Consider the following 26,261-nt stretch of genomic DNA (forward strand, 5'->3'; position numbering starts at 1 on the left):
CCTGTATCGAAGCATGCGCGCCAAACCCATCCTTCGATACGCCGCTTCGACAAGCGCAGCGGCTACTCAGGACGAACGGAAAGCGGGCTACTTAGTCGCCAATCAGGCTGACGTCCATGCGGAAGCTGCGGGCGTCGCCCGGCAGCAGCGTCATGATGCCCTGCTTGGCCCAGACATCACCGTCGAACCCGACCAGATCGGCCATGCCGGCCCAGGGTTCGACGCACAGATAATGGGCGCCGGGTTTCTGCCACAGGCCCAGCCAGGGCGTGTCGGGGAAGTCGATGCGAAGATGCGGCCGGCCGGGGACGCCCCAGGTCAGCGATCGGCTGGCGAGATCGTCCCAGATGAGCGCGTCCCCTTCGAACATCGCATGGGTGAGGGCGAGCGTGTCGCCTTTTACCGGCGAGGGCGCGGCTTCACGGGCGATCAGGCCGGGTTCGGCACCGACCTTGCGGATCGGGGCGGGTTCGGGCTTCTCGAAGATGATGCGATGATCCTCCACCGTGCCGCCATAGGGGAGCGGCCAGGCGAAGGCGGGATGATAGCCGAAGGAGAAGGGCATGTGCGCCTCCCCGCGATTGCTGACCGTGGCGGTCATGCGCAGCGTGGCGCCTTGGAGGGCGAAACCCATGTCGAGGCGGAAGTCGAAGGGATAGATGGCGCGGCTTTCGTCATCCGCCTCCAGCCGCAGGGTCAGGCTGGCATCATCGCGCGCCACCGGGACGAAGGGTTTGCGCCGGGCAAAGCCATGCTGGGGCATGGGATAATCCTGCCCGTCGAGCCGGTAGGCGTCGCCGCGCGACCGGCCGACGAAGGGGAAGAGCAACGGCGCATGGCCGGTCCACCAGCGCGGATCGGCATCGGTCATCAGCGCGCGGCCTTCGCTGTCCGTCAGCGAGCAGAGTTCCGCGCCGAGCGAGTCGATGCTGGCGGAAAGAGCGGTCGAGGCGATGGTGAAATGCGGGTCGGATGCGGACAAGGATGGGCCTCCTGCATGGGGATGGGCCTCGCATAGCGGGGCTGCGTGTAGCTGTCTCCTTCGCTGTTCGTTTCGGCAGGGAACCGATAGCGTCGATCGCTGGTTCTGCGCAGCGGAGGACCATCATGAAATCAATCGCAATCGCAACCGCCCTGGTGCTGCTCATGCCCGGCGCGGCGCTGGCCCAGGACCAGAACCAGAACCAAGACAAGGCCAAGCAGGAAGAGGCGGACAAGAAGGACGGCAATCTGGACAAGGCGGGCAAGATCGCCATCCAGCCGGCGCGTGACGTGGGGCTGGACAAGGAGGAGATTCCGCCGGTGCTGCTGAAGGCGGTGGACAATCCCTATGCCGCGCCGCCGTCGCGTACCTGCAAGGGGCTGAAGGCGTCGCTGGGCGAATTGAACGCCGTGCTGGGCGACGATTTTACCCAGGGGGCCAAGGCGAACGAGAATCGCACCGGCAAGATCGCCGAGGCGGTGGGCAAGACGGTGGTCAATTCGCTGATCCCGTTCCGTGGCCTCGTCCGTGAGATCAGCGGTGCAGCCCCGGCCGAGCGGCGCTTGCAGGCGGCGGTGACGGCGGGCGTGGCGCGGCGCGGCTATCTGCGCGGCATGGCGGCGACCAAGGGATGCAAGGTGGTGAGTTAGGTCCGACTTTCCCCTCCTGACGTCATGCTGAACCTGGTTCAGCATGACGTCGCGTTTGTGGCATGATGTTGTAGGCAGTTTCGGACGGCTGGAGGGCGTTTGTCGTCAAAAGCGGCTTTCGCCTGCGCCGTTTGCGCCTATATGGCGGGCATGACCGACCTGCCGAACCTTGCCGACCTTCAGGAAGAATATGAATTTCTGGATGCAGACGATCGCTATCGGCTGCTGATCGACCTGGGGCGCGGGCTGGAGGATATGCCGGACGCGCTCAAGACCGACGCGACCCTGGTGCGGGGCTGTTCGGCGGCGGTATGGGTCTATCCCACGGTACTGGACGACGCGCGGCTGCATTTTCTGGCGGATAGCAATGCCGCGATCACCAAGGGGATCATCGCGCTGGTGCTGCTGACCGTGCAGGATCGTGCGCCGGCGGACATCGCCGCAGCCGATATCGAGGGCGCGCTGGCGCCGTTCGACCTCAAGAACCAGCTCAGTTCCAACCGGACGCAGGGCATCCCCAATATGATCGCGCTGATCCGCGAAACAGCGGCCCGTTACACCGCCTGAGGAAACCCCAGGCCGGTTCGGACATTATCCTTCCGTAACTAAATGTGGAAGGATATGACGCCATGCGCGCCATCATGATGATTGCGGCCGTTGCCACGCTGGCGGCCTGCGCCGACAAGAAGCCGAAGGAACCGACCCAGCGCGAGCAGATCGGCCAGGTATGGAAATATGAGGGCGCGGAAGGCGGCGGCCGGCCCAAGGTCGCCTATATCGGCAGCGCCAACGCGGTGCAGACCATGACCGCGCCCGACACATTTTCCGTCCTGCTGGTCCAGCCGTTGAAGGAAGGCGGGGCGGACGTCACGGTCAAGCTGGTCGGCGCACCCTTCACCTGCGACATGTCGGACTGCCGGATCACGGCGACCACGGATGATGGCAAGACGCATGAGTGGCAGGGGCGGATGGCGACCAATGATGATGGCATCGCGATCGCGCCGTCGCAGGGCGCCTATGCCACGATCAAGGATGCCAAGAGCCTGAAGGTCAACCTGATCGTGGACGGCAAGGCCCAGACCGCGCCGTTCGAGTTCAACGTCGCGGGGCTGGATCTGAAGGGGTGAATGCGGGCCTCTGTTCCCCGGTCTGCGCCGGGGAACCCTGCCTTATTCCTGCAACGACACGCCGGGACTGCGCGGGTCGGCGGCGCCCTGCCAGTGGCCGTCGGGCAGGCGTTCGGCGGCATTGGCCTTCAACCCCATGCGGTTGACGCTGACGCGGTGGCCCAGTTTCTCCAGTGGCGCCTTCATCGCTTCGACCGAGGTGCCCTGTTCCAGCACCAGCCCGTCGCCGTTGAAGAAGATGAGGCCGTGCGCGATCGAATCCTGCGCGGACAGGCCCCAGTCGAAATGGGCGATCAGCGCCTTGGCCACCTGCATGATGATGGTCTTGCCGCCCGCCGCCCCCACGGTGAAGATCGGCGTGCCCTTGTCGTCATAGACGATGGTCGGCGACATGGAGGAGAGGGGCCGCTTGCCCGCCTCCACCCGGTTGGCGACCGGCTTGCCGTCCTTTTCGGGGGTGAAGCTGAAATCGGTCAGTTCGTTGTTCAGGATCACGCCATTGGCGATCAACTGGCTGCCGAAGAAGCTTTCGATCGTGGAGGTCCAGGCGGCGATGTCGCCATTGCGGTCCACCGCGACGAAATGGCTGGTGCCGCTTTCGGGCTGGGGCAGCGATGCGGTGCGCGGCTGTGCGCCGGGCGGAGTGCCGGGCTTGTAGACATTGAGCGCCTTGTTCAGGCGGATGAGCGAGGAACGCTGTTTCAGATAGGCGGGGTCGATCATGCCGCTGACCGGGACCGACACGAAATCGGGATCGCCCAGCCAGGTTTCGCGATCGGCATAGGCGAGCTGCATCGCTTCGCCGATGACATGCCAGCTACGCGGATCATCCTTGCCCCATTGCGCCAGCGGGAAGCGCTCCACCATGCCGAGGATTTCCAGCACGGTGACGCCGCCGGCCGACGCCGGCCCCATGCCGCAGACGGTATAGGCGCGATAATGCCCGCAGACCGGCTTGCGCGGCTTGGCCTGATAGCCGGCAAGGTCTGTTTCCGTCATCGGGACCGGGTTCTTGGGCGCATTGGTGACGGCGGCGCTGATGAGGCGGGCATTTTCGCCGGTGTAGAAGGCGTCCGGTCCCTCCGCCGCGATCCGTTTGAACAGGGCGGCGAGCGGCAGATTTTTAAGGTGCGTACCGACCGGCGGGGGCGCGCCGTCGATCCAGAAGGCTTTCTGGATTTCCGGGAAGTCGGCCCAGATGCCCTGCGTGGCGCGCAGCGCGGTGGCGGTGCGTTCGCCAAGGTCGAAGCCATCCTGTGCATAGCGGATCGCAGGCGCGAACAGGTCGGCCCAGGGCAGCTTGCCCCATTGCCTGTGCGCGTCCCATGCCATGCGCAGATTGCCCGGCACCCCGGCGGAATAGCCGCCCGGCCAGGCCTGGATGAAGGGCAGGGGCTTGCCGTCCGGTCCCATGAAGCGATCGGGTCGCGCGGCGGCCGGCGCAGTTTCGCGGCCGTCGATCGATTCCAGCAGGCCGGTCGCGCCGTCATGGTGCATCAGGAAGCCGCCGCCGCCGATGCCGCTATTATGCGGCTCCACCACATTGAGAGTCAGCATCATCGCGATCGCGGCGTCGGTGGCGCTGCCGCCCTTGCGCAGGATTTCCTGCCCGGCCTGCGCCGCGCGCGGATCGGCGGCGGAAACGGTGGCGTTGGTCGACACCGGCGCGCGGGCGGCGGCGGGTGCGGGGATGAGGGCGATGAGGGCGAGCGGGGCCAGCAGGCGCGGAAGGCGGGAGATCATGGCCGTCACCCTAGCCATAAGGTTGTGCGCCGCAACCCTTTGTGGCGGGATTGGGCATGGCAGGGGATTGGGGCGCAGAAGCGGACAGTGAAGCCGGAAGCCTTGACGATCGATAGCAGACATCCGCTATACTGGGAGCGATGTTGATCCGAGACGAACAAGAGGACGATCACGCCTCCATCGCCGATGTGACGGCACGGGCCTTTGCCGGCGCGGAACATAGTGACCAAACTGAACCTGCAATAATCGACAGATTGCGGGCCGCCAAGGTTCTCACAATATCGTTGGTAGCGGTCGAGGATGCGGTGGTGGTGGGGCATGTCGCCTTTTCACCCGTCACGATTGATGGCACGCAGAGCAAATGGTTCGGGCTGGGGCCGGTAGCGGTCGAACCGCATCATCAGTCGTCGGGCATCGGCTCGGCCCTGATACGCAGGGGGCTTGAACGACTCCGTTCCAACGGCGCCGCCGGCTGCGTGGTTCTTGGTGATCCGGCTTATTATAGCCGCTTCGGCTTCGAGCGTGATGATGCGTTGCGGTACGAAGGAGCGCCACCTGAATATTTCATGCAGCTAAGCCTGACTGCCCAAAAAACTCCGGCTGGACGTGTCGATTATGCCCCAGCTTTTACCGGGTAGGCAGCGCCCGCTTTTGCGCGTCGTTCGTCAAACGCGGACGGTCCCAAGCTAACCACTCCGTCCGATCCTATTGCGCGTCGATGCCCACCAGTTCGGCGATCGTCTTCACCCCGTCGCGGGCCATCAGTGTCTTCAGCCCGATGTTGATCCGCTTCGCCAGATATGGCCCTTCATAGACCAGCGCGCTGTAGAGCTGGACCAGCGACGCGCCGGCGCGGATGCGGGCATAGGCCTGGTCCGCATTGGCTATGCCGCCCACGCCGATCAGCGGCAGGCGCGTGCCGGCCAGGCGGCGGAAGTCCCGAAGCCGGGCCAGCGACAGATCGGTCAGCGGCGCGCCGGACAGGCCGCCCGTTTCGCCCGCATGGGCCGAACGCAGCGCCGGGCGCGACAGGGTGGTGTTGGATATGATCAGCGCATCGACGCGATGGTCGAGGCAGGCGGCGGTGATATCCTCCACATCGGCCGGTTCCAGATCGGGTGCGACCTTCAGGAAGATTGGTGTGGTATCCGCCCCGCGCGCGGCCATGACCGCCGACAACAGGTCGTCCAGTGCGGCGCGGCCTTGCAGCGCGCGCAGGCCCGGCGTGTTGGGGGAGGAGATGTTGATCGTCAGATAATCGGCCAGCGGGGCCATGCAGGTGACGCCGGTCACATAGTCGGCGATGCCGCGCCCGGCGGCCGTTGCGTCCTTGTTCGCGCCGATATTGATGCCGATCACCGGTCCCTGTCCGATCGGCCGGCGATAGCGGGCGATGCGGTCGGCTGCCGCGCCCTGACCGCCATTGTTGAAGCCGAAGCGGTTGATGACGGCGCGGTCCTCCACCAGCCGGAACAGGCGCGGCTGCGGATTGCCCGGCTGGGCCAGCGGGGTCAGCGTGCCGAGTTCGGCAAAGCCGAAACCCAGGCCGTGCATCTTGTGCGCGATCCGCCCGTCCTTGTCATAGCCCGCAGCCAGGCCCACGGGGTTGGGGAAGCGGATTCCCGCCACTACCGATTCCAGCATCGGATCGACGCCCAGCGGTGCGGGCGTGGGCATGAAGCGCAGCGCGGCGATCGAAAGATGGTGGGCGCGTTCGGCATCCAGGGCGAACAGCAGCGGGCGGATCAGGCGATAGGACATGGGCCACGCCTATGCCAGCGGACCACCGGCCCGTCGAGTCACTGTGGCCAAGGGGCAACAAGGCGGGGGCAAGGTTATTTCATAACAGGAAACGTCATGAATGAGACCGTTTGCGCGCGAAAAATGTCCGTTTCATCCAATAAAGTTGCTGTGATTCGGGCGTAAAGCCGCCTTGCGACCCGAAGGCTCTCTGGCCTGTGGCCAATGAGACCTTTTACTGACCCGGCGGTGCAAACCGCCGGGTCATTTTTTTGGCGCATCGCCGTTACGTGTCGAAAAACTTTACCATTTTTCCTTTCCGCCGCTTGCGCCGCGCCGATGTTGGCGCATAGTGAACGGCAGGGGTGAAAACATGGGGTCGCAATACAGCGATAATGTGGCGCGCGCGATCGCGTTGCCGGATGACCGCGGACCGTTGTCCTATACGGTCGATGCCGCACAGGGACCTGTCCGGCTGCGCTATTTCGCGCCGCCCGCACATTTGCGCGCCTATTTCGGATCGCTCTATTATTTCACGGTGTCGGCCGACCATTATGCCGACGCGACCCGTGCCGATGTGCCGCAATTGCGGCTGATGCTGGCAGGGGGCGGCCAATATCATTTCCAGGACGGGACGGCGATGGCCACGCCCGACGTCTGCCTGCTGGGGCCGACGATGGGCGCGACGCGGTTCGAACTGGACCGGCCCGCGCGGGTGATGGGCATTTCGCTCCTGCCGGCGGGATGGGTGGCGCTGCATGGCGGCGATGCCAGCCAACTGGCCGATCGGCTGTGCGATCTGGCGGCGGAACGGGGCGATGTCTATCAGCGCCTGCTGGAGGGGGTGCGCGCGCTGGGCGACGATGCCGATGCGATGGCGGCGCTGTGCTGGGCGGAACTGGGGAAGCTGGTCCGTACACTGCGCCCGGCGACATGGGAATTGCTGGCGGCGATCGATGCCTGGCTGGTGGACGAAGGGTCGCCGCGCATCGAGACATTGGCCGAGACGACGGGCCTGTCGCCGCGCCAGCTCGCCCGGCTGGCCAATAAATATTATGGCGCCCCGCCCAAGCTGCTGGCGCGCAAATATCGGGCGTTGCGCTGTTCGGCGCGGATCGCGCTGGACGGAGTGAGCTGGCAGCAATTGTGCGACGAGGGCGGCTTTTACGACCAGTCGCACTTCATCCGGGAAATCAAGCATTTCATCGGCCTGACCCCGCACCAGTTGCAGACCGAACCGTCGGCGGTGGCGCAACTGACGCTGTTGCGCCGCTCGCTGGGTGGCGACGTGGCGGTGCTGAATCGGTTGAGTTAGGCGTTCAGAGCGGCTTCTAAATCCGTTCGCCCGGCGCCCGTCGAAGGGTGACGCTGCCTCAAGACAGGAAAGAGGCTTCGACAGGCTCAGCCCGAACGGATTTGTTGGGTGCGCATTGTTCTGCGCCTTCCCAAGCAAAAATTGCCTTGATTAACTGCGTGCGCGGGACCACATGCGCCCAATCGGATGGAATCGGTCCGATTTGAGAATGGTTCGCAATTGATATGAAATTATCGAGCTTTGCCGATTATGCGGTCGTGTTGATGTCCGCCGCCGCTCGCCATTGCGGGGGCGTTCGCATGAACGCGACCACGCTGAGCGCCGAAACCGGCATTCCGCTGCCCACCGCGCAAAAGCTGGTGAGCCGCCTGTCGGCGGCCGGGCTGCTCGAATCGAGCCGGGGCACCGGCGGTGGCGTGCGGCTGTCGCGCCCGCCGGCCACCATCACGCTGGCCGATGTGGTGGAGGCGGTCGAAGGACCGATCGCCATGACCGCATGCAGCGAACAGGGCGCGCATGACTGCAATCTTGAACAGGATTGCCGCATCCGTCCGCATATGAACGTGGCGAACAACGCCATCCGCGAAGCTTTGGCGAACGTCACCATCGCCAGCCTGACACGAGAAATGGCATGACCCAGGAAGCAGCTACCACCGTCCGCAACCAAGAAGCGCAGGATGCCGCCGATCGCGCATCGACCTATGAGCATGGCTGGTCGTCCGCCATCCAACAGGATTTCGCGCCCAAGGGGCTGAACGAGGATACGGTCCGCTTCATTTCCGCCAAGAAGAAGGAGCCGCAATGGCTGCTCGACTGGCGGCTGAAGGCGTTCGCGATGTGGAAGACGATGACGCCGCCCGACTGGGCGAAGCTGAACGTCCCGCCGATCGACTATCAGGACGCCTATTATTACGCCGAGCCGAAGAAGAAGGTCGAACTGGATTCGCTCGATCAGGTCGATCCGGAGATTCTGGCGACCTATCAGAAGCTGGGCATCCCGATCGCCGAGCAGGAAATGCTCGCCGGCGTGAAGGGCAGCCGCAGGATCGCGGTGGACGCCGTGTTCGACAGCGTTTCGGTCGCCACCACCTTCCGCAAGGAGTTGGAAGAGGCAGGGGTCATCTTCCGCTCCATCAGCGAGGCGGTGCGCGAATATCCCGACCTGATCCGCAAGTGGCTGGGCAAGATCGTGCCGATGCACGACAACTACTTCGCGACCCTCAACTGCGCGGTCTTTTCGGACGGCACCTTCGTTTATATCCCGAAGGGCGTGCGTTGCCCGATGGAACTCAGCACCTATTTCCGCATCAATGCGGAGAATACGGGGCAATTTGAACGCACGCTGATCGTCGCGGACGAGGGGAGCTATGTCAGCTATCTGGAAGGCTGCACCGCGCCGATGCGCGACGAGAATCAGTTGCATGCTGCCGTTGTGGAACTGGTCGCGCTGGACGATGCGGAGATCAAATATTCGACCGTCCAGAACTGGTATCCGGGCGACGCGGACGGCAAGGGCGGCATCTATAATTTCGTGACCAAGCGGGCGTTGTGTCAGGGCAGGAACAGCAAGGTGTCGTGGACGCAGGTGGAAACTGGCTCCGCGATCACCTGGAAATATCCGTCCTGCGTGCTGAACGGCGAGAATAGCGTCGGCGAGTTCTACTCTGTGGCGCTGACGAATAATATGCAACAGGCCGATACCGGCACCAAGATGATCCACAACGGCAAGAACACGCGATCGACCATCGTGTCGAAGGGGATTTCGGCTGGGCGGTCGAACAACACCTATCGCGGGCTGGTGCGCGTGGCGCCGGGGGCGGAGGGGGTGCGCAACTTCACCCAGTGCGATTCGCTCCTGCTGGGGGATCAATGCGGCGCGCATACCGTGCCCTATATCGAGGTGCGCAATCCGAGCGCGCAGATCGAGCATGAAGCGACGACGTCGAAGATTTCCGACGACCAGCTCTTCTACGCGATGCAGCGCGGGCTGGATCAGGAAAGCGCGGTCGGCCTGATCGTCAACGGCTTTGCGAAGGAAGTGCTGCAACAACTGCCGATGGAGTTTGCCGTCGAGGCGCAGAAGCTGCTGGGGATCTCGCTGGAAGGCTCGGTTGGCTAGTGGGACAGCAGACCGATCTTAACGACTGGGCAATCCAGATAGACTCCCCTCCCCTTCAGGGGAGGGGCCGGGGGTGGGGCGTCTCCGCTGGGCGGCTCGCTTCGATGGCGCGCAACGCCCGCACCAACCGCAGTAATCCGACGGAGCCGGAAGTGCGACTGTGGGGCATTTTGTCGCGCTCGCAATTGGGCGGTTACAAGTTTCGTCGACAATCTGTGATTGGTGATGCGATTGCCGACTTTCTGTGTCCGCAAAAAGCGCTGATCATCGAGGTCGATGGCCATACCCATATCGATCCGGAGGCCGATGAACGCCGGACGGCGAAACTCGAAGCGTTGGGCTACCATGTTTTTCGCATCTCTAATGAAGAGGTAATGCACAATCTGGAAGGCATTGGGCAGGCGCTGCTCGACCACCTAGAAAGCCTTCCTGACTGGCGAGCGCCCCACCCCAACCCCTCCCCTGAAGGGGAGGGGCTCATGAACCCGCAAGGACGATTAACTTGAGCGACGAAGACGATATCCAGGATGCCCTCGCCGATTTTGCGGAGGATGTGAGCAACGGCCAGTCATGGACCGCCGCGATCCGCATCCTGACCGAGGATTATGAGCTGGAAGAGGGCGAGTTGCAGGCCCGTGCCGTCAAGGATTTTGGCGACCTCGACGCCTATGAGGCGCAGAGCCGCGACGCGCTGCAAAAAGCCGACGCCGCGATGACCGAGAAGCTGCGCAAGGACAAGGCGTTCCACAAGGCGAAGGCGCCGAACCTGGCCCGCATGGGGCCGGTCAGCGAATTCGTCGTCGCGCTGCTGGAAAAGGGCGCGCCGGAAGAGGGGGCCGACTGGTGGCCCTATATGCCGATCAAGCGCCATATCGACACGCTGTTCCCCGCGCCGGGCGACGTGCGCGACATGGCGTTCTGGACCGCGCGGACGCTCCAGCGCGCGCATGAGGGATAAGAGATGCTGACGATCGACCAACTGACCAACGAGATTGACGGCAAGGCGATCCTGAAGGGCCTGTCGCTCCAGATCAACGCGGGCGAAATCCATGCGATCATGGGACCGAACGGCGCGGGCAAATCGACGCTGGCCTATACGCTGGGTGGCCGCCCCCATTATGAGGTGACGGGCGGCACGGCGACGTTCGATGGTGCGGACCTGTTCGATATGGACCCGCATGAGCGTGCGGCGGCCGGCCTGTTCCTGGGTTTCCAGTACCCGGTCGAGATTCCCGGCGTGTCCAACCTGCAATTTTTGCGCGAGAGCCTCAATTCGCAGCGCCGCGCGCGCGGCGAGAAGGAACTGAACGGTGGCGAGTTCATCAAGCTGGCCAAGGAAAAGGCCGGTCTGCTGGGCCTCGACATGGAGATGCTCAAGCGTCCGGTGAATGTCGGCTTTTCAGGCGGCGAGAAGAAGCGCGCGGAAATGGTGCAGATGGGCATTCTCGATCCGAAGCTGGCGATCCTCGATGAGACGGATAGCGGCCTCGACATCGACGCCCTGAAGATCGTGGGCGCGGGCATCAACGCGATCATGCGCAAGTCCGACAAGGCGGTGCTGCTGATCACCCATTATCAGCGGCTGCTGGATTATGTGAAGCCGGACTTCGTCCATGTTCTGGCGGCCGGCCGGATCGTCAAGTCGGGCGGGCCGGAACTGGCGCTGGAACTGGAACGCGAAGGCTATGCCGAGGTTCTTGGGGCAGAGGTGGTGACCGCGTGAACGCCCTGACGCTCCCGACGCGCAAAGATGAAGCATGGCGCTATAGCGACCTTTCGGCGCTGGAAAGCGTGTGGCCGACGCCCGCACCGACGCGCATCGACGTGGCGGAGGGCGAAACGGCGCGCCATCACCTGTTGCAGGATGCAGGCGAAGGCGCGGCGGCGGTGCATGACTATGTCATCACCATCGCGGACGGAGCGCGATGTGATTTTCATGTGCTCAATGTCGGCGGGAAGCTGGGCCGCGTGACCTTCGACGTGACGATCGGCAGCAACGCGCATTTCGAGCTGAATGGCGCGATATTGGGCGGCGGCGACCAGACGCTGGAGATCATCACCAGCGTCACCCATGCCAAGCCGGATTCGACCAGCGGCCAGACGATCCGATCCATTCTCGGCCAGCGCGCGACGGGCAGCTATCTGGGCAGCATCAACGTCGCGCGCGACGCGCAGCGCACCGACGCTTTCCAGTCGATCAAGGCGATGCTGCTCGACCGCACCGCCACGGCCAACGCCAAGCCGGAACTGGAAATCTTCGCCGACGACGTGAAATGCGCCCATGGCGCGACGGTGGGCGAACTGGACAAACAGGCGCTGTTCTACATGGCGTCGCGCGGCATGGACCCGGCGACCGCCAAGACGCTGCTGCTGAAGGCCTTCGTCGCGGGCGTGTTCGACGATGTGGCGGACGAAGCGGTCAAGGATGCGCTGGAAGCGGCCGCGATCGCCAAGCTGGAGGCTTTGGTATGACGGATGTCGCACAGGGCCTGCGTTTGCGGGATGATTTCCCCGGTGTCGGTGATTGGCATTACCTGGACAGCGCCGCCACTGCGCAGAAGCCCAATGCCGTGATCGACGCCATCGCTCGCGCTTATGGTCCCGATTATGCGACGGTGCATCGCGGCGTGTACGAACGGTCGGCCAATATGACGCTCGCCTATGAAGCGGCGCGGCGGAAGGTCGCGGGCTTCATCGGCGCGGCGTCGGACAGCGAGATCGTCTATGTCCGCGGCGCGACCGAGGGCATCAACCTGGTCGCGCAATGCTGGGCCGGGACGCAGTTGAAGGCGGGCGACCGCATCCTGCTCTCCATGCTGGAGCATCACAGCAATATCGTGCCCTGGCAGATCGTGGCGGAGAAAGTCGGCGCGGCGATCGACGTCGTGCCGCTGACGCAAGACGGCCGGATCGACCTTGACGCGATGCGCGCGATGATCACGCCGCAGCATCGCATGGTTGCGCTGGCGCATGTGTCCAACGTGCTGGGCAGCGTGCTGGATGTGCGCCGCGCCGCCGACATCGCCCATATGGTCGGCGCGAAGATCCTGATCGACGGCTGTCAGGCCGTGCCGCGCCTTGCCGTCGATGTGGCTGCGCTCGATTGCGATTTCTACGTCTTTTCCGCGCACAAGCTCTATGGCCCGACCGGCATCGGCGTGCTGTGGGGCCGCAAGGACCTGTTGGACGCGATGCCGCCCTATCAGGGTGGCGGGTCGATGATCGACAAGGTGACGTTCGAAAAGACGACCTACGCCCCCGCGCCGACCCGGTTCGAGGCCGGGACGCCGCATATCACCGGCGTCGTCGGCCTGTCCGCCGCGATCGATTATGTGCAGGGCATCGGGCTGGATGCGATCCATGCGCATGAATGTGCGCTGGTGGCCAAGGCGCGGGCCGCGCTGGACAATATCAACAGCGTCCGCCTGTTCGGGCCGGACGATAGCGCGGGTATCCTTTCTTTCGAGGTGGAGGGGGTGCATCCGCACGATGTCGGCACCATATTGGATGAAACGGGCGTCGCGATCCGGGCCGGCCATCATTGCGCACAGCCGCTGATGCGCCATCTGGGCGTCGAGGCGACCGCGCGGGCCAGCTTTGGCATCTACAGCGACGACAGCGATGTGGATGCGCTGGTCCAGGGACTGGAGCGGGTCAGAAAGATTTTTGCCCATGACTGATACAAATTCCGAGGAACGCAAGATTTTGGTCGAGGAAGTGGATGCGGTGGACGCACCGCCCAAGGTGCGCGTGGACGAAGAACCGCGCCAGCGTGACTATCTGGACGGATTCCTGTCGCAGAAGCCGGTGGAAACGCCGGCGGGCGAGCCGGGCGGCGACCTGTATGACGGGATCATCGACGCGCTCAAGGAAATCTATGACCCGGAAATTCCGGTGAATATCTATGACCTTGGCCTCATCTACGGCGTGGACGTCACCGAAGATGGCCATGCCGTGGTGACCATGACGCTGACGACGCCGCACTGCCCGGTCGCCGAATCCATGCCGGGCGAAGTCGAACTGCGCGTCGGCGCGGTGCCGGGCGTGGGCGATGCGCAGGTCAACCTCGTCTGGGACCCGCCATGGGATCCGCAGAAGATGAGCGACGAGGCGAAGCTCGAACTGGGGATGCTGTGATGACCGAGGCGACAACCAAGACCCGCGCCCGCCCCGCTGCCGTCATCCTGACGCAAAGCGCGGAGCAGCGTATCGCCGACCTGATGGCGCAGGCGCCCGAAGGCACGATCGGCGTCAAGCTGTCGACGCCCAAGCGCGGCTGTTCGGGGTTGGCCTATTCGGTCGATTATGTGCGCGAAGAAGTGAAGTTCGACGAGAAGATCGCAACGCCCGGCGGCGTCCTCTACATCGACGGGGCGTCGGTGCTGTATCTGATCGGATCGACGATGAACTGGGTGGAGGATGATTTCACCGCCGGGTTCGTCTTCGCCAATCCCAATGCCAAGGGCAGTTGCGGCTGCGGCGAAAGCTTTACGGTTTAGAGCATCGTGCGAAAAAGTGGGAACCGGTTTTTCGCTTAAAATGATGCGACAACAGAAAACTGGAGCGCGCGACCTGCGTCGGATTTAACGCAGCGCGCTCCAAGCCTTTCGCGGACGGAGGTTGCATTGGTGCACATGCTCATTCTCGGCATGGGCTATACCGCCGGCCGCCTTGCCGCTCGCCTGCGCCGCGAGGGCTGGGCCGTCACCGGCGTCCGCCGCAGCGCCAATGCCGACGCGCTGGCGTTTGACGACGACCGCGCCGTCCGCGCCGCGATCGCACAGGCCACCCATATCCTCTCTTCCGTTCCGCCAGAGGGCGACGCCGATCCGGTACTGGGCCGCTATGGCGACGCCATTGCCGCCGCGCCCGCGATCTGGACCGGCTATCTCTCTTCCACCGGCGTCTATGGCGATGCGGCCGGGGCCTGGGTGGATGAAGGCAGCCCGGTCGGGCAAGGCCGCCGTACCGCGCGGGCGGCGGCGGATATGGCATGGGGGGCGCTGCGTGCCGACATGCGCCGCTTTCGCCTGCCCGGCATCTATGGTCCCGGCCGGTCGGCGCTGGAGCGGGTACAGGAGGGCAAGGCGCATCGCATCGCCCTGCCGGATCAGCTGTTCAGCCGTGTCCATGTGGACGATATCGTCGCCGGGGTGATCGCGTCGTTCGACGGGCCGGCGGGCGTCTATAATCTGGCGGACGACCTGCCCTGCGCGCAGAATGCTGTGATAGAGGCGGCCTGCGACCTGCTGGGAATGGCATGGCCGCCCTTACAGACGCTGGACGAAGCCGGGCTGTCACCGATGGCGCGGGCTTTCTATGCCGAAAACCGGCGGGTAGCCAATGGCCGGGCGAAGCGATTGCTTGGCTGGACGCCGCTCTATCCGACCTATGCGCAGGGACTGCGCGCCTGTCTGTAGAAGTCCGGCGCATGGTTTACGCCTTGTTAACCGGGGCGACCGACAAGCGGGGCAGCACTGCATAAGGACTGCCCCATGACCCGCATCGACCAGAGATTTTCGGAACTCAGCCACCGGATGAACGACCTGACCGTGCCCGGCCGTTCGGGGGCGGTCGCGCCGTCGATCGCCAGCCTGCTGGACAAGGTCAATGCCGCCAAGCTGCGTTACCAGCCGGGCGCGCGTCAAGCCGCTTTCGATCGCAGGGCGATGGCCATGCCTGCCACGGCCAGCAATGCGCCGAAGATGGCCAGCATGGACCAGCGATAGCCCTCCGCCAGGGTCGAGATCAGCATCGCGATCACCGGGATCAGGACGCCGGTATAGGCCGCGCGACCCGCGCCCATGCGCTGGATCAGGGTGAAATAGAGCGGGAAGGTGACGACCGATCCGGCAATGCCAAGCCAGCCCACGCCCAATATGTAGCCGATGCGGGTGTCGAAGGTCGGCGGGCCGATCGTCGCCCAGGCATAGAGCGCATCCACCCCCGCGCCGATCAGCATGGCCCAGGCCAGCACCGCCACCATCGGCAGGCGGCGGGCAATCTCCATCCCCTGCATCACATTGGCGGCCGAGGCGCTCATCAGCCCGGCGAGAGAAAAGGCCGCGCCCAGCACCACCATGTCGGGACTGACCGCCCCGGTCTCCAACAGGGCGGCATGATATTCATGCAGCAGCATCAGCACGATCCCCGTCACCGCCACCACCGATCCGCCGATGAAGGCGCGGCTGACCGGTTGGCGGAAGATGAGGAAGGCGAGGATGGAATTGGGGATCAGCAGCATCGCATAGACGACCGCGACCAGCCCGGATGTCAGATAATGTTCGGCGCGATAGACGAAGTTGAAATTGAACACGAATTGCGCGACGCCGAGCAGCGCAGCGTAGATCAGGCCGCTGCGCCCGATGGCGAGCGACACGCCGCGCATCCGGGCAAAGGCGGCCATGGCGACGCCCGCCAGCGCGAAACGATAGCAGACCGACCAACTGGCCGGCACCGACCCGATCTGGTCGCGGATGACGATCCAGGTCGAACTCCAGATCAGGACGACGAGGATGAACGGCAGGACGACGCCGCCCTTCGCCTCCTCAGCCACGGTCGAGGGCTTTGAGCGCATCTGCCAGCGGCGCGACGCTGGCGGCATCCTGGGACCAGTTGGTGACGAGCCGCGCGGCGCCCTCACCCCAGTCGTAGAAATCGAAGCCTTGTGCCCGCAGGCTGGCGGCTTCGTCGGCGGTGAGGCGGATGAACAGCTCATTGGCCTCGACCGGGTGCATCAGCCGGCCGGTCGCGCCCTGCGCCAGTGCCTGCGCGGCTCCGTTCGCGGCATGGGCATTGGCCAGCCACAGGTCATTGGCGATCATGGCGAGAATCTGCGCGGCGAGATAGCGGCCCTTGGAGAAGAGATGACCCGACCGCTTGCGCCAGCGCTTGGCTTCGGTGGCGCGGACGGGCGCCTGTTTTCCGAAGAAGAGCAAGGCCTCCCCCACCATGCCGCCATTCTTGACGCAGCCGAAGGAGAGCGCGTCCACGCCCGCGCGCCAGGTGACGTCGGCGGGTGCGCAGCCCAGATGCGCGACCGCATTGGCGAACCGCGCGCCGTCCATATGGAAGCCAAGGCCGTTGGCTTTGGCGATCTCGCCCAGTGCGGCGACCTCATCCGGCGTGTAGACCAGCCCATATTCGGTGGCGTTGGTGATGCTGATCGCGCGGGCCGGCACCTGATGCACGTCGGGGCGGATCGTCTTCAGCCGGTCGGTCATGGCTTGCGGCGTCAGCTTCGCGCCGGCGCCCGGCAGCGGCATCAGGGTGGCGCCATGGGTGAAGAAGCCCGGTGCGCCGCATTCGTCCGCGACGATATGCGCCTCTTCATGGCAGAGGATGCCGCCATAGGGCGGGCATAATGTGGCGAGCGCGATGCAGTTGGCCGCCGTGCCGGTCGATACCCACAGCGCGTTGACCGGCGTGTCGAACAGGTCGGAAAAGGCGCCGTCCAGCCGCGCGCTCCAGGCGTCGCCATCATAGCCATGGTCGGCCCGGTCGGCATCGGCGATGGCGGCCATGATGGCGGGGGCGATGGGCGTCACATTGTCGGAGAAAAAGTGCATGGCGCCTGCGATAACCGGACGACAAGCAGGCGGGAAGAGGCCAGCGGCGCGCAACCGGCCTTTTTCCGATCGTGGAATATGGCAGTGTATATGACCCATTGTTTCACTGGCCGCTCTGTGACATAGGCGGCCTCGTCCGAGCCAGAACAAGGAGACTCACCATGGCCGCCGAGCAGACGTCGCGTTTCACCGTCACCCGCAACAGCCAGGCTGTGCCGGCGGACAAGCGCGCTGTATTGCTCGAAGATCCTGGTTTCGGCCGGCTCTTCACCGACCATATGGTGACGATCCGCTATACCGAGGGGCAGGGCTGGCACAGCCATAAGGTGGAGGCGCGCGCGCCGTTCCAGCTCGATCCCGCCTGCGCGGTGCTGCATTATGCGCAGGAAATCTTCGAAGGGATGAAGGCCTATCGCCTGGAAGATGGCAGCATCGCCATGTTCCGCCCGGAGGAAAATGCGCGCCGCTTTGCGGATTCGGCCGAGCGGCTGGCCATGCCCGCCATTCCGCAGGACCTGTTCATGGAAGCGATCGAACAGTTGGTGCAGATCGACGCCGACTGGATTCCGGCGGGCGAAGGCAGCCTGTATCTCCGCCCCTTCATGTTCGCCAGCGAAGCCTTTCTGGGCGTCCGGCCGTCGAACGAATATATTTTCTGCGTCATCGCCTCGCCCGTCGGCGCCTATTTCAAGGGCGGCAAGAAGGCCGTGACCCTGTGGGTGTCGGAACATTACACCCGCGCGGCGCGCGGCGGCACCGGCGCGGCCAAATGCGGCGGCAACTATGCCGCATCGCTGGTGGCGCAGAAGGAAGCGATCGGCCATGGTTGCGACCAGGTCGTCTTCCTCGACGCCGCCGAGAATAAGTGGGTCGAAGAACTGGGCGGCATGAACGTCTTCTTCGTGATGGATGACGGGTCGATCGTCACCCCGCCGCTGGGCGGCACGATCCTGCCCGGCATCACCCGCAATTCGATCATCTCGCTCGCCCGCGCCAAGGGGCATGACGTACGGGAAGAACCGTACAGCTTTGGCCAGTGGCGTGCCGACGCGGCCAGCGGCAAGCTGCGCGAGGCCTTTGCCTGCGGCACGGCGGCGGTCGTCACCGCAATCGGTACGGTCAAGAGCGTCGATGGCGACTTCACCGTCGGCAATGGCGATGGCGGTCTGGTGACGGAAACGCTGCGCGCCGAACTGACGGGTATCCAGCGCGGCGTGGTGGCCGATCCGGCGGGCTGGGTCCGCACGATCTAATCTTAATTCCTGTCATTCCGCGTAGGCGGGGAATCCCTCTCTCGACGTTGCATCTGGGCGAATCGTCGGGAGATGGAGCCCCGCCTACGCGGGGATGACGATAATCAGGGAAAGCCCATGCTTCCCAATCCCTTCCCAAGCGCCTAGATACTCCCCCATGGAACGCTTCGACGTCGTTATTCTGGGTGGTGGCTTGGTGGGCCTGACCCTTGGCATCGCTCTTTCGGGCCATGGCGTGAAAACCGCCGTGATCGACCCGGCCGATCCGGTTTCGACCACCGCTGCGGGGTTCGATGGCCGCGTGTCGGCGATCAGTTCGACCAGCTATGCGATGATGACCGCCATTGGCGTTGGCAAGCATCTGGCGGGCAAGGGCTGTCCGATCGACCGCATCTGGGTGAGCGACGGGCTGGAGCCGGGCGCGCTGGATTTCGCGCCGGATGCCGATGATGGCGTGATGGGGACGATGGTGCCCAATCGCGACCTGCGCGTCGCGCTGTCGCAGACGGCGGACGAAGCCGTCAACCTGACCCGATACCAGCCCGACCGCGCCGTCCATGTCGATCGCAATGCCGATGGCGTCACGCTGACGCTGGCGAGCGGCGTGCGCCTTCATGGCGCGCTGCTGGTCGCGGCGGAGGGGCGCAACAGCCCCACGCGCGAAGCCGCCGGGATCAACACCACGCGCTGGCAGTATAAACATACCGCCATGGTCACGGCGATCGACCATGAAGTGCCGCACGCCAACACCGCCTACGAGATTTTCTATGTCGGCGGCCCCTTCGCGCTGCTGCCGATGCAGCCGGGTACCCGCTCCGCCGTGGTGTGGACCGTGCCGACGGAGCAGGCGCCGGCGATGATGAAGCTGGGCGAGCGGGCGTGGCTCGCCGAGGCGCAGAAGCGGATCGGCGGTTTCCTGGGCGAGATCAGGCTGGCGGGGCCACGTTCCTCCTATCCGTTGGGCTTCCATCATGCGGCGCGCATCACCGACACGCGGCTGGCGCTGGTGGGTGACAGCGCCCACGCCATTCACCCGATTGCGGGGCAGGGCGTCAATCTGGGCTTCCGCGACGTCGCCGCGCTGGTCGAGGTGCTGGTGGAGGGCATGCGGCTCGGCCTCGATCCGGGCGATGCGCAGTTGCTGGCGCGCTACCAGCGCTGGCGCGGGCTGGATTCGATGATGACCAGCGTGGCGATGGACGGGCTGGTGCGGCTGTTCGACGTACCGGGCAAGATACCGTCGCTGTTGCGCCGCGCGGGGCTGGCGGCAGTGCAGCGCAGCGGCGCGCTGAAAGGGCGCTTCATGGCGGAGGCGCGCGGACAGTCGGGGGATCTGCCGCGGTTGCTGTCGGGCGAAATGGTTTAGGGCAGGTAACGACCAATCACTGTCATTAGCGGCCCGTTGAGCCGTTCCTGATTGCGGACGTCCTTACTCTGGTCGGCGGTAGCGGCATGAACGAAGACAATCTTAATTGGCTAAGCCAATGGTATCTGGCTCAATGCGACAGCGACTGGGAGCACTCCTATGGAGTAAAGATCGACACGCTCGACAATCCCGGATGGACAATCAAGATCGACCTGACCGACACGCCGATGCAAGACCGCGCGTTTGAGCGTGTGGAGCACGGAACAATCAGCGATGATTTAGAAGGGTGGCAGCAGGGCGGAAGTTGGTGGGTCGCGCGCGTGGAAGGCCACTTCTTCGACGCGAGTTGCGGGCCGCTCGACTTGTCAGCAGCCATAGGCATATTTCGGCGATGGGTCGAGGCATCAGCATAGCGCCGCGTCGGCTTTCGGTGCTTTTGGTCCAAAAGCAGACCGTCCGCTTCCCACCCATAGCCATCACAACATCCGCCGCAGCACATTGTCCTTCAGCGTGAAATGATGGCGCAACGCAGCGCCGATATGCAGCAGGATCAGCGCGGCCCAGAGCCAGGGCAGCAGTTCATGCGCCCCGCGTGACAGGCCGACGATGGCGTCCTCCTTGCCCACCGCGAATTTCGGCACGTCGAACAGGAAGAACCAGTTGAGCGGCCGGGTGCCTGCCGACGTCATGATCCAGCCGGACAGCGGCAGGATCAGCATCAGCGCGTAGAAGGCGAGGTGGGTGAGGTGCGCCGCGCCCTTCTCCCATGCCGGCATGGCGGCAGGTAGCGGCGGGGCGCGGTGGGTCAGTCGCCAGACGATCCGTAACAGGGTCAGCGCCAGCACCGTCAGGCCGATCGACTTGTGGACCGGCATCACCGCCCAGTCCTTCGGCAGGGCGTCATGCGCGAAACCGAAGAACAGATTGCCCAGGATCAGGACGGCGATGATCCAGTGCAGGGCACGGGCGACGGTCGTGTAACGGGCCATGGCTTTTCCTCTTCGGATGTCGGCCGAAGCCAGGACCATCCTACCCGATGGTCATGGCCTCATTCTTTAAAAGTCGCCTGCGGGAACGACCCGTCAACCCTGACGATTGGCGACCAGATTGTCCACCACCGACGGGTCGGCCAGCGTGCTGGTGTCGCCCAGCGCCTGCGCCGATACGTCGCCCTCCGCGATCTTGCGCAGGATGCGGCGCATGATCTTGCCCGAACGGGTCTTGGGCAGGCCGGGGGCGAACTGGATCGCGTCGGGCGTGGCGATCGGGCCGATCTCCGTCCGCACCCACTTCACCAGCGTCTTGCGCAGGTCGTCGGTCGCTTCCTCGCCGCTGTTGAGCGTGACATAGGCGTAGATGCCCTGGCCCTTGATATCGTGCGGGAAGCCGACGACGGCGGCTTCGGCCACGCTTTCGTGCAGCACCAGCGCGCTTTCGACCTCCGCCGTGCCCATGCGGTGGCCCGACACGTTGATGACGTCGTCAACGCGCCCGGTGATCCAGTAATAGCCGTCCGCGTCGCGCCGCGCGCCGTCGCCGGTGGTATATTTGCCGGGGAAGGTGCTGAAATAGGTCTGGAAGAAGCGGTCATGATCGCCCCAGACGGTGCGCATCTGGCCCGGCCAGCTTTGTGCGATGACGAGATTGCCCTCGGTCGCGCCGTCCAGCACCTTGCCTTCACCATCCACGATCTGCGGCACCACGCCGGGCATGGGGAAGGTGGCGGAGCCGGGTTTGAGGTCGGTCGCCCCCGGCGTGGGCGCGATCATAGCGCCGCCCGTCTCGGTCTGCCACCAGGTGTCGATGATCGGGCAGCGGCCTTCGCCGACCACGCCATGATACCAGCGCCAGGCTTCCGGGTTGATCGGTTCGCCCACCGTGCCGAGCAGGCGCAGCGAGGCGCGGCTGGTCTTCGTGACGAACCCGTCGCCCTCCTTCATCAGCGCGCGCAGCGCCGTGGGGGCGGTGAAGAGGGTCTGCACCTGATGCCGGTCGATCACTTCCCAGATGCGGGCAGGCGTCGGCCAGTTAGGCACGCCTTCATACATCAGCGTGGTCGCACCATTGGCCAGCGGGCCATAGACGATATAGCTGTGGCCCGTGACCCAGCCGATATCGGCGGCGCACCAGTAGATGTCGCCGGGCCGATAGTCGAAACAGAGTTCGTGCGTCAGCGCCACCCAGAGCAGGTAGCCGCCGGTCGTGTGCAGCACGCCCTTGGGCTTGCCGGTCGATCCCGACGTGTAGAGGATGAAGAGCGGGTCTTCGGCGTTCATGGGTTCGGGCAGGCAGTCGGGCGATGCCTTCGCAGCTTCCTCATGCAGCCACAGGTCGCGGCCGTCCTGCATTATGACTGCGCCGCCGGTGGCCTTGACCACGACGACCTTCTTCACGCTGGGGCAATGGGCCAGCGCGGCGTCGACATTGACCTTGAGCGGGACCGCCTTGCCGCCGCGACGGCCTTCGTCGGCGGTGATGACGATATTCGAATCGCAATCCTGGATGCGGCCGGCCAGCGCGTCGGGGGAGAAGCCGCCGAACACGACGCTGTGCACCGCACCGATCCGCGCGCAGGCGAGCAGAGCGAAGGCGGCCTCAGGGATCATCGGCATATAGACGGTGATGCGGTCGCCCTTCTTCGCGCCTGCGGCTTTGAGCACATTGGCGAAGCGGCATACCTCCTCATGCAGTTGGGCGTAGCTGTAGCGGCGCGGCTCTGCGTCCGGCGAATCGGGTTCCCACAGGATCGCGGTCTGGTCGGCCCGCTGCGCCAGATGACGGTCGATGCAGTTGGCACTGACGTTCAGCACCCCGTCCGCGAACCATTGCACGCCGAAATCGGCTTCGGCGAAACTGCTTTCGTTGCTTTTCGTCGGCGGCGTGATCCAGTCCAGCCGCTGCGCCTGTTCCAGCCAATAGGCATGGGCGTCGTCGATCGAGCGCGCATGATCGACCTCGCGCCCGGCCCGATCCAGCAGTGCCCCCTTGGCCCATTCCTCCGGCACAGGGAAGAAATCGTCAGACATCGGGCATCCTTTCCATCACGAAACCATTATCGTCGCCCCTTCTATCGCGGTGGACGCAGTATCGAAAGGCCGCACGACGCCGTTTGCCGCCATCCTTTCGGCCAATAGCGTGGCATCGACGGAATATCATGCGGCGATTTTGCCGCTTCCCCCGCAGCGCGCCCGCGCCTAACAGGGGTCGCTTATGTGGTTGCTTTATCAATTCCCGCTCTGCCCCTTTTCCCGCAAGGTCCGGCTTCTCCTGGGTGAGAAGGGGATCGGCTACGATCTGGTCCGTGAATCGCCCTGGGCGATGCGCGACGAGTTTCTGGATCTGAACCCGGCCGGCACCACGCCGGTCATGGCGGACGCCGAAAAGGGCGTGACGCTGATCGACAGCCAGGCGATCTGCGAATATTTCGAGGAGACGGTGGAGAAAGTCCCGCTGATCTCCGGCACCGCCGCCGGCCGGGCGGAAGTGCGGCGGCTGACCGCCTTCTTCGACCAGAATTTCTATGGCGACGTTGTCGGCCCGCTGCTGCACGAACGGATGAAGAAGCGGCTGATCGAGCGGGCGCCGCCCGACGCGCGCATCCTGCGCGAGGCGATGAAGCGCGCCAATGTCCATATGGATTATATGGACTATCTGCTCGACCATCGTAGCTGGATGGCGGGCGGGACGCTGAGCCTGGCCGATATCGCGGCGGCGGCGCATCTGTCGGTGGCGGATTATCTGGGCGGGATCGACTGGCAGGGGCATGAGCCGGTCAGGCGCTGGTATGCGGGCTTCAAGTCGCGTCCATCCTTCCGCCCGCTGCTGTCGGAGCGGATGGAGGTCATCACGCCGCCGGCCCATTATGAGAAGCCGGATTTCTGAAGGCAGTTCCGGTTACGCGCGGACCGCTTGAGATAATGAGTCGCGCCTGACTCATTCCGGTTCCCCGGCGCAGGCCGGGGTCCAGTTCCGCCGCTTCGACTGGACCCCGGCCTGCGCCGGGGAACAGCATCTGTGGATTCAATCCACTTCGGCCGCCAGATAGACCCGGTTGCGGCCATGTTCCTTGGCGAGATAAAGCGCGCGGTCGGCGGCCTTGAGCGCGCCGCGTGGGTCGTCATAGGCCAGCACATTGGCGACGCCGGCGGAAAAGCTGACCCGGTCCATCCGCTCGCCATTGGAGCGGTTGACCAGGCTGCGATTGGCCAGATCCTCGCGCACGCTGTCCACCGCTTCGCACGCTTCGGCGGCGGTCTTGCCGCGAAACAGCATGACGAATTCCTCGCCGCCGTGCCGCGCCACATGACAGCGGTCGTTGGACGCCTTGGCCAGCAGGCCGGCGACGAATTTCAGCACCCGGTCGCCGGTGTCATGGCCATGGGTGTCGTTGACATGCTTGAAATGGTCGATGTCGCAAAAGGCGACCGACAGCGTTTCGCCATTGCTTTGCGCCTGTTCCATTTCGTCCCGCAGCACGCCTTCAAAGGCGCGGCGGTTGGGCAGGCCGGTCAGATGATCATGTTCGGCGGCGCGGCGGGCATTTTCCAGGCTCGACTTGAGCGCCTGCGTCTGCTTCTGATTCTCGCGCAACTGGGTTTCGACCTGGCGGGTCTTTTCCACCATGGAGCGGGTCAGGCCGACCAGACGGGCCAGCACCGGCTCATTGTCGCGGCCTTCGCCCAGATCCCTGGCCTGTTCCTGCAAGGCCGCGCCATAATCCTTCGCGCTGTTGCGCGATTCATGCATCAGGCCGGTGAACTGGGTGAGGTTCTCCTCCACCTTGTCCAGCATCGACGCCAGCGATTCGGGCGTGACTTCGTCGGTGCGCTGTTCCGCCGCGATCGTTTCGATCCAGCCGTTGGTGATCTTGCCGCGTTCCATCATCACGGCTTTGATCGCCTTTTCGACGCCGATATTCGCGCCGGTCAGATAGTCCAGCGCGACGCTGAAATTGGTCGGTGTGAGGTCCAGGTCGTGGGCGAACAAAAAGTCGCCAATGTCGCTGTAGAGCTGTTTGCGACGATGGATTTCACGGTTCGAGGCGGTGCCGCTGCGCGGTCGCTGCTCTTCTTCCCCTTCGACGACACCCTCCTCGGATTTGCCGGAAAACCCTCTGGCCCAGCGTGCCAGACGGTCGGTCAGCCCATGTTGCGGGCTTGGCGAAGATGGTTGTGCCCCGTTCATGGCCATCATAACGGCCCGCGCGAAACAGGGTTAAGGGACCGGCAGCGAAATAATCGGCTGGGCGGATGGAATCCGCTCGGCGCCGATCCTGTCAGATATCCGCGCTGACCAGCCAGTCGCGGAAGATGCGCACGGCGCGGTTCTGGAGCGCGCGCGGACGACAGACGAAGAAATAGCGATAGGGGCTGTCCACATGGATCGGGAACAGCCGCACCAGCCGTGGATCGTGCGACTGTTCATAATGGCTGGCGTGCATCACCGCGACACCCAGTCCCTGCGCGGCGGCCTCCAGCATCAACTGGCCCGAATCATAATTGTCGATCGCCAGCGGCTGAAGGTCGGGCAGGCCCGCCGCCTCCTTCCAGGCGTCGAAGGATTGCGCCATGTCGCGGTGGAGCAGGACGGTCTGCTGCGCCAGTTCCTCCGGCGAGGTCAGGGCATGCTGCCCCTCCAGCAATTCGCGCCGGCCGATGAGGTAGACCTGCTCATGGTCCAGTTCATGGGCATAGAGGGCGGGGTCGATATCCTTGGCCATCAACACGATCGCCGCGTCCAGCCCTTCGCCCAGTCGGGCGACGGCATGGGGCGTGGTTTCGATGTCGATATGCAACTGCGGATGCTGTTTGCGCAGATTGCCCAGATGCGGGAAGAGCCGCTGGGTCGCGAACAGTGGCATCACCGCCAGCCGCAGGCGCAACTGGTTGCCGCCGCTCTGGATATTCTCCAGCGCCTGCGCCAGTGAATCCAGCGCCGGCGCGATGTCGTCCAGCAGCCGCTGCCCCTCGGTATTGATCTCCAGCGCCTGATGCTTGCGGTCGAACAGGGGGCGGCCGATGAAGCGCTCCAGAGCCTGAACGCGGCGGCTGAGCGCCGGAGTCGAGAGCGCGAGTTCCTCCGCAGCCGCCTTGACGGACCCCAGGCGGGCAACCTGAACAAAGGCCTCCAGGGCCGTAAGGGGCGGCAATCTGCGCATATCTCGTCAATATCTAGGCCAGTGCGCTGCGCCGCGTCATTGATTCTTGTCGTGCGCCGCGCGAACCGGGGTTCAAGCATCCTCTCCGTACAGAGCAGGAAGTTGGACCAAATGGCAAGATGCAATTTTTGCAACTCTGCGATTCTTTTCGCACTTGCAATATATCGTGCGGCACTGCACATAGGAGGTGCCTTTCAGGCATCCTCTCCTAAAACTTTCAGGGCTGGTCTTGCGACCGGCC

The 26,261-nt window shown here is 64.5% G+C and carries 29 protein-coding genes; 20 read left to right on the forward strand and 9 right to left on the reverse strand.

Features of this window, described 5'->3' with window-relative positions:
• Positions 1–91: 91 nt before the first annotated feature.
• The gene (locus ASE85_RS18970) at positions 92–982 is read right to left on the reverse strand and encodes an aldose 1-epimerase family protein (RefSeq protein WP_056692292.1); all 891 of its coding nucleotides are present in this window, start codon (positions 980–982) and stop codon (positions 92–94) included.
• Between the two features lie 125 nt (positions 983–1,107).
• Between ASE85_RS18970 and ASE85_RS18975 the strand changes: the two genes are divergently transcribed.
• From ASE85_RS18975 to ASE85_RS18985, 3 genes are all read left to right on the forward strand, one after another.
• Positions 1,108–1,632, forward strand: a complete 525-nt coding sequence (locus ASE85_RS18975) for a hypothetical protein (protein ID WP_056692294.1) — start codon at positions 1,108–1,110, stop codon at positions 1,630–1,632.
• Positions 1,633–1,773: 141 nt separating this feature from the next.
• A complete protein-coding gene (locus ASE85_RS18980; RefSeq protein WP_056692297.1) occupies positions 1,774–2,199 on the forward strand; it encodes a SufE family protein in 426 nt (141 codons plus the stop codon).
• 62 nt (positions 2,200–2,261) lie between these two features.
• Positions 2,262–2,759 carry a hypothetical protein gene (locus ASE85_RS18985; RefSeq protein ID WP_056692671.1) on the forward strand — a complete coding sequence of 166 codons (498 nt, stop codon included), beginning with the start codon at positions 2,262–2,264 and terminating at the stop codon, positions 2,757–2,759.
• Between the two features lie 42 nt (positions 2,760–2,801).
• Here ASE85_RS18985 and ggt read toward each other — a convergent pair whose 3' ends face one another.
• The gene (gene ggt, locus ASE85_RS18990; protein WP_056692300.1) at positions 2,802–4,502 is read right to left on the reverse strand and encodes a gamma-glutamyltransferase; all 1,701 of its coding nucleotides are present in this window, start codon (positions 4,500–4,502) and stop codon (positions 2,802–2,804) included.
• Between the two features lie 140 nt (positions 4,503–4,642).
• Between ggt and ASE85_RS18995 the strand changes: the two genes are divergently transcribed.
• Positions 4,643–5,140 (forward strand): GNAT family N-acetyltransferase, encoded by a 498-nt coding sequence (locus ASE85_RS18995; RefSeq protein WP_056692304.1) that lies wholly within the window; start codon positions 4,643–4,645, stop codon positions 5,138–5,140.
• Between the two features lie 67 nt (positions 5,141–5,207).
• Here the strand turns inward: ASE85_RS18995 and ASE85_RS19000 are convergent, their stop codons facing one another.
• Positions 5,208–6,263, reverse strand: a complete 1,056-nt coding sequence (locus ASE85_RS19000) for a quinone-dependent dihydroorotate dehydrogenase (RefSeq protein WP_056692307.1) — start codon at positions 6,261–6,263, stop codon at positions 5,208–5,210.
• A gap of 352 nt (positions 6,264–6,615) precedes the next feature.
• On the opposite strand from ASE85_RS19000, the gene ASE85_RS19005 reads away from it, so the two are divergent.
• The 12 genes from ASE85_RS19005 (at position 6,616) to ASE85_RS19060 (ending at position 15,405) form a co-directional block, all read left to right on the forward strand.
• Positions 6,616–7,557, forward strand: coding sequence for a helix-turn-helix domain-containing protein (locus ASE85_RS19005; RefSeq protein ID WP_056692311.1), 942 nt, complete (start codon positions 6,616–6,618; stop codon positions 7,555–7,557).
• A gap of 224 nt (positions 7,558–7,781) precedes the next feature.
• Entirely contained in the window at positions 7,782–8,192 is a 411-nt protein-coding gene (locus tag ASE85_RS19010; protein ID WP_056692314.1) for an RrF2 family transcriptional regulator, read from the forward strand.
• Positions 8,189–9,676, forward strand: a complete 1,488-nt coding sequence (sufB, locus tag ASE85_RS19015) for a Fe-S cluster assembly protein SufB (protein WP_056692317.1) — start codon at positions 8,189–8,191, stop codon at positions 9,674–9,676. Before ASE85_RS19010 ends, sufB begins: the two co-directional genes overlap by 4 nt.
• 104 nt (positions 9,677–9,780) lie before the next feature.
• The gene (locus ASE85_RS19020; RefSeq protein ID WP_056692674.1) at positions 9,781–10,182 is read left to right on the forward strand and encodes an endonuclease domain-containing protein; all 402 of its coding nucleotides are present in this window, start codon (positions 9,781–9,783) and stop codon (positions 10,180–10,182) included.
• A complete protein-coding gene (locus tag ASE85_RS19025) occupies positions 10,179–10,634 on the forward strand; it encodes a hypothetical protein (protein ID WP_056692319.1) in 456 nt (151 codons plus the stop codon). The genes ASE85_RS19020 and ASE85_RS19025 overlap by 4 nt, the downstream gene beginning before the upstream one ends.
• Positions 10,635–10,637: 3 nt before the next feature.
• The gene (gene sufC / locus ASE85_RS19030) at positions 10,638–11,399 is read left to right on the forward strand and encodes a Fe-S cluster assembly ATPase SufC (protein ID WP_056692321.1); all 762 of its coding nucleotides are present in this window, start codon (positions 10,638–10,640) and stop codon (positions 11,397–11,399) included.
• Positions 11,396–12,148: a SufD family Fe-S cluster assembly protein gene (locus tag ASE85_RS19035; RefSeq protein ID WP_056692324.1), complete on the forward strand. Its 753-nt coding sequence runs from the start codon at positions 11,396–11,398 to the stop codon at positions 12,146–12,148. Before sufC ends, ASE85_RS19035 begins: the two co-directional genes overlap by 4 nt.
• Entirely contained in the window at positions 12,145–13,356 is a 1,212-nt protein-coding gene (locus ASE85_RS19040) for a cysteine desulfurase (RefSeq protein WP_056692327.1), read from the forward strand. Before ASE85_RS19035 ends, ASE85_RS19040 begins: the two co-directional genes overlap by 4 nt.
• Complete coding sequence (locus ASE85_RS19045) at positions 13,349–13,813, forward strand: SUF system Fe-S cluster assembly protein (protein ID WP_056692330.1); 465 nt, start codon at positions 13,349–13,351, stop codon at positions 13,811–13,813. Before ASE85_RS19040 ends, ASE85_RS19045 begins: the two co-directional genes overlap by 8 nt.
• On the forward strand, positions 13,813–14,175 hold the full coding sequence (locus ASE85_RS19050; RefSeq protein ID WP_056692333.1) for a HesB/IscA family protein: 363 nt from the start codon (positions 13,813–13,815) through the stop codon (positions 14,173–14,175). The genes ASE85_RS19045 and ASE85_RS19050 overlap by 1 nt, the downstream gene beginning before the upstream one ends.
• 126 nt (positions 14,176–14,301) lie before the next feature.
• Positions 14,302–15,096, forward strand: coding sequence for an NAD(P)-dependent oxidoreductase (locus ASE85_RS19055; protein WP_056692335.1), 795 nt, complete (start codon positions 14,302–14,304; stop codon positions 15,094–15,096).
• A gap of 75 nt (positions 15,097–15,171) precedes the next feature.
• A complete protein-coding gene (locus ASE85_RS19060; protein WP_082462925.1) occupies positions 15,172–15,405 on the forward strand; it encodes a hypothetical protein in 234 nt (77 codons plus the stop codon).
• Here ASE85_RS19060 and ASE85_RS19065 read toward each other — a convergent pair.
• Positions 15,321–16,232, reverse strand: coding sequence for a DMT family transporter (locus ASE85_RS19065; RefSeq protein ID WP_056692340.1), 912 nt, complete (start codon positions 16,230–16,232; stop codon positions 15,321–15,323). The two genes, ASE85_RS19060 and ASE85_RS19065, sit on opposite strands and share 85 nt — an antisense overlap.
• The gene (locus ASE85_RS19070) at positions 16,225–17,244 is read right to left on the reverse strand and encodes a threonine aldolase family protein (RefSeq protein ID WP_056692343.1); all 1,020 of its coding nucleotides are present in this window, start codon (positions 17,242–17,244) and stop codon (positions 16,225–16,227) included. Before ASE85_RS19070 ends, ASE85_RS19065 begins: the two co-directional genes overlap by 8 nt.
• Positions 17,245–17,405: 161 nt before the next feature.
• Here ASE85_RS19070 and ASE85_RS19075 point away from each other — a divergent pair, with 161 nt between their 5' ends.
• From ASE85_RS19075 to ASE85_RS19085, 3 genes are all read left to right on the forward strand, one after another.
• Positions 17,406–18,497, forward strand: coding sequence for a branched-chain amino acid aminotransferase (locus ASE85_RS19075; protein ID WP_056692347.1), 1,092 nt, complete (start codon positions 17,406–17,408; stop codon positions 18,495–18,497).
• Between the two features lie 157 nt (positions 18,498–18,654).
• Positions 18,655–19,863 carry a UbiH/UbiF/VisC/COQ6 family ubiquinone biosynthesis hydroxylase gene (locus ASE85_RS19080; protein ID WP_056692349.1) on the forward strand — a complete coding sequence of 403 codons (1,209 nt, stop codon included), beginning with the start codon at positions 18,655–18,657 and terminating at the stop codon, positions 19,861–19,863.
• A gap of 86 nt (positions 19,864–19,949) precedes the next feature.
• The gene (locus ASE85_RS19085) at positions 19,950–20,276 is read left to right on the forward strand and encodes an immunity 53 family protein (protein WP_056692351.1); all 327 of its coding nucleotides are present in this window, start codon (positions 19,950–19,952) and stop codon (positions 20,274–20,276) included.
• Positions 20,277–20,339: 63 nt separating this feature from the next.
• Here the strand turns inward: ASE85_RS19085 and ASE85_RS19090 are convergent, their stop codons facing one another.
• Positions 20,340–20,852 (reverse strand): cytochrome b, encoded by a 513-nt coding sequence (locus ASE85_RS19090; protein ID WP_056692354.1) that lies wholly within the window; start codon positions 20,850–20,852, stop codon positions 20,340–20,342.
• Between the two features lie 93 nt (positions 20,853–20,945).
• A complete protein-coding gene (acs, locus tag ASE85_RS19095) occupies positions 20,946–22,889 on the reverse strand; it encodes an acetate--CoA ligase (RefSeq protein WP_056692356.1) in 1,944 nt (647 codons plus the stop codon).
• A gap of 184 nt (positions 22,890–23,073) precedes the next feature.
• Here acs and ASE85_RS19100 point away from each other — a divergent pair, with 184 nt between their 5' ends.
• Positions 23,074–23,745, forward strand: coding sequence for a glutathione S-transferase family protein (locus ASE85_RS19100; RefSeq protein WP_056692359.1), 672 nt, complete (start codon positions 23,074–23,076; stop codon positions 23,743–23,745).
• A gap of 138 nt (positions 23,746–23,883) precedes the next feature.
• Here ASE85_RS19100 and ASE85_RS19105 read toward each other — a convergent pair whose 3' ends face one another.
• On the reverse strand, positions 23,884–25,047 hold the full coding sequence (locus tag ASE85_RS19105) for a GGDEF domain-containing protein (protein ID WP_056692677.1): 1,164 nt from the start codon (positions 25,045–25,047) through the stop codon (positions 23,884–23,886).
• 91 nt (positions 25,048–25,138) lie between these two features.
• The gene (locus ASE85_RS19110; protein ID WP_056692363.1) at positions 25,139–26,020 is read right to left on the reverse strand and encodes a LysR substrate-binding domain-containing protein; all 882 of its coding nucleotides are present in this window, start codon (positions 26,018–26,020) and stop codon (positions 25,139–25,141) included.
• Positions 26,021–26,261: the final 241 nt, after the last annotated feature.

The sequence above is a fragment of the Sphingobium sp. Leaf26 genome (genome assembly GCF_001421665.1).
Taxonomy (GTDB): Bacteria; Pseudomonadota; Alphaproteobacteria; order Sphingomonadales; family Sphingomonadaceae; genus Sphingobium.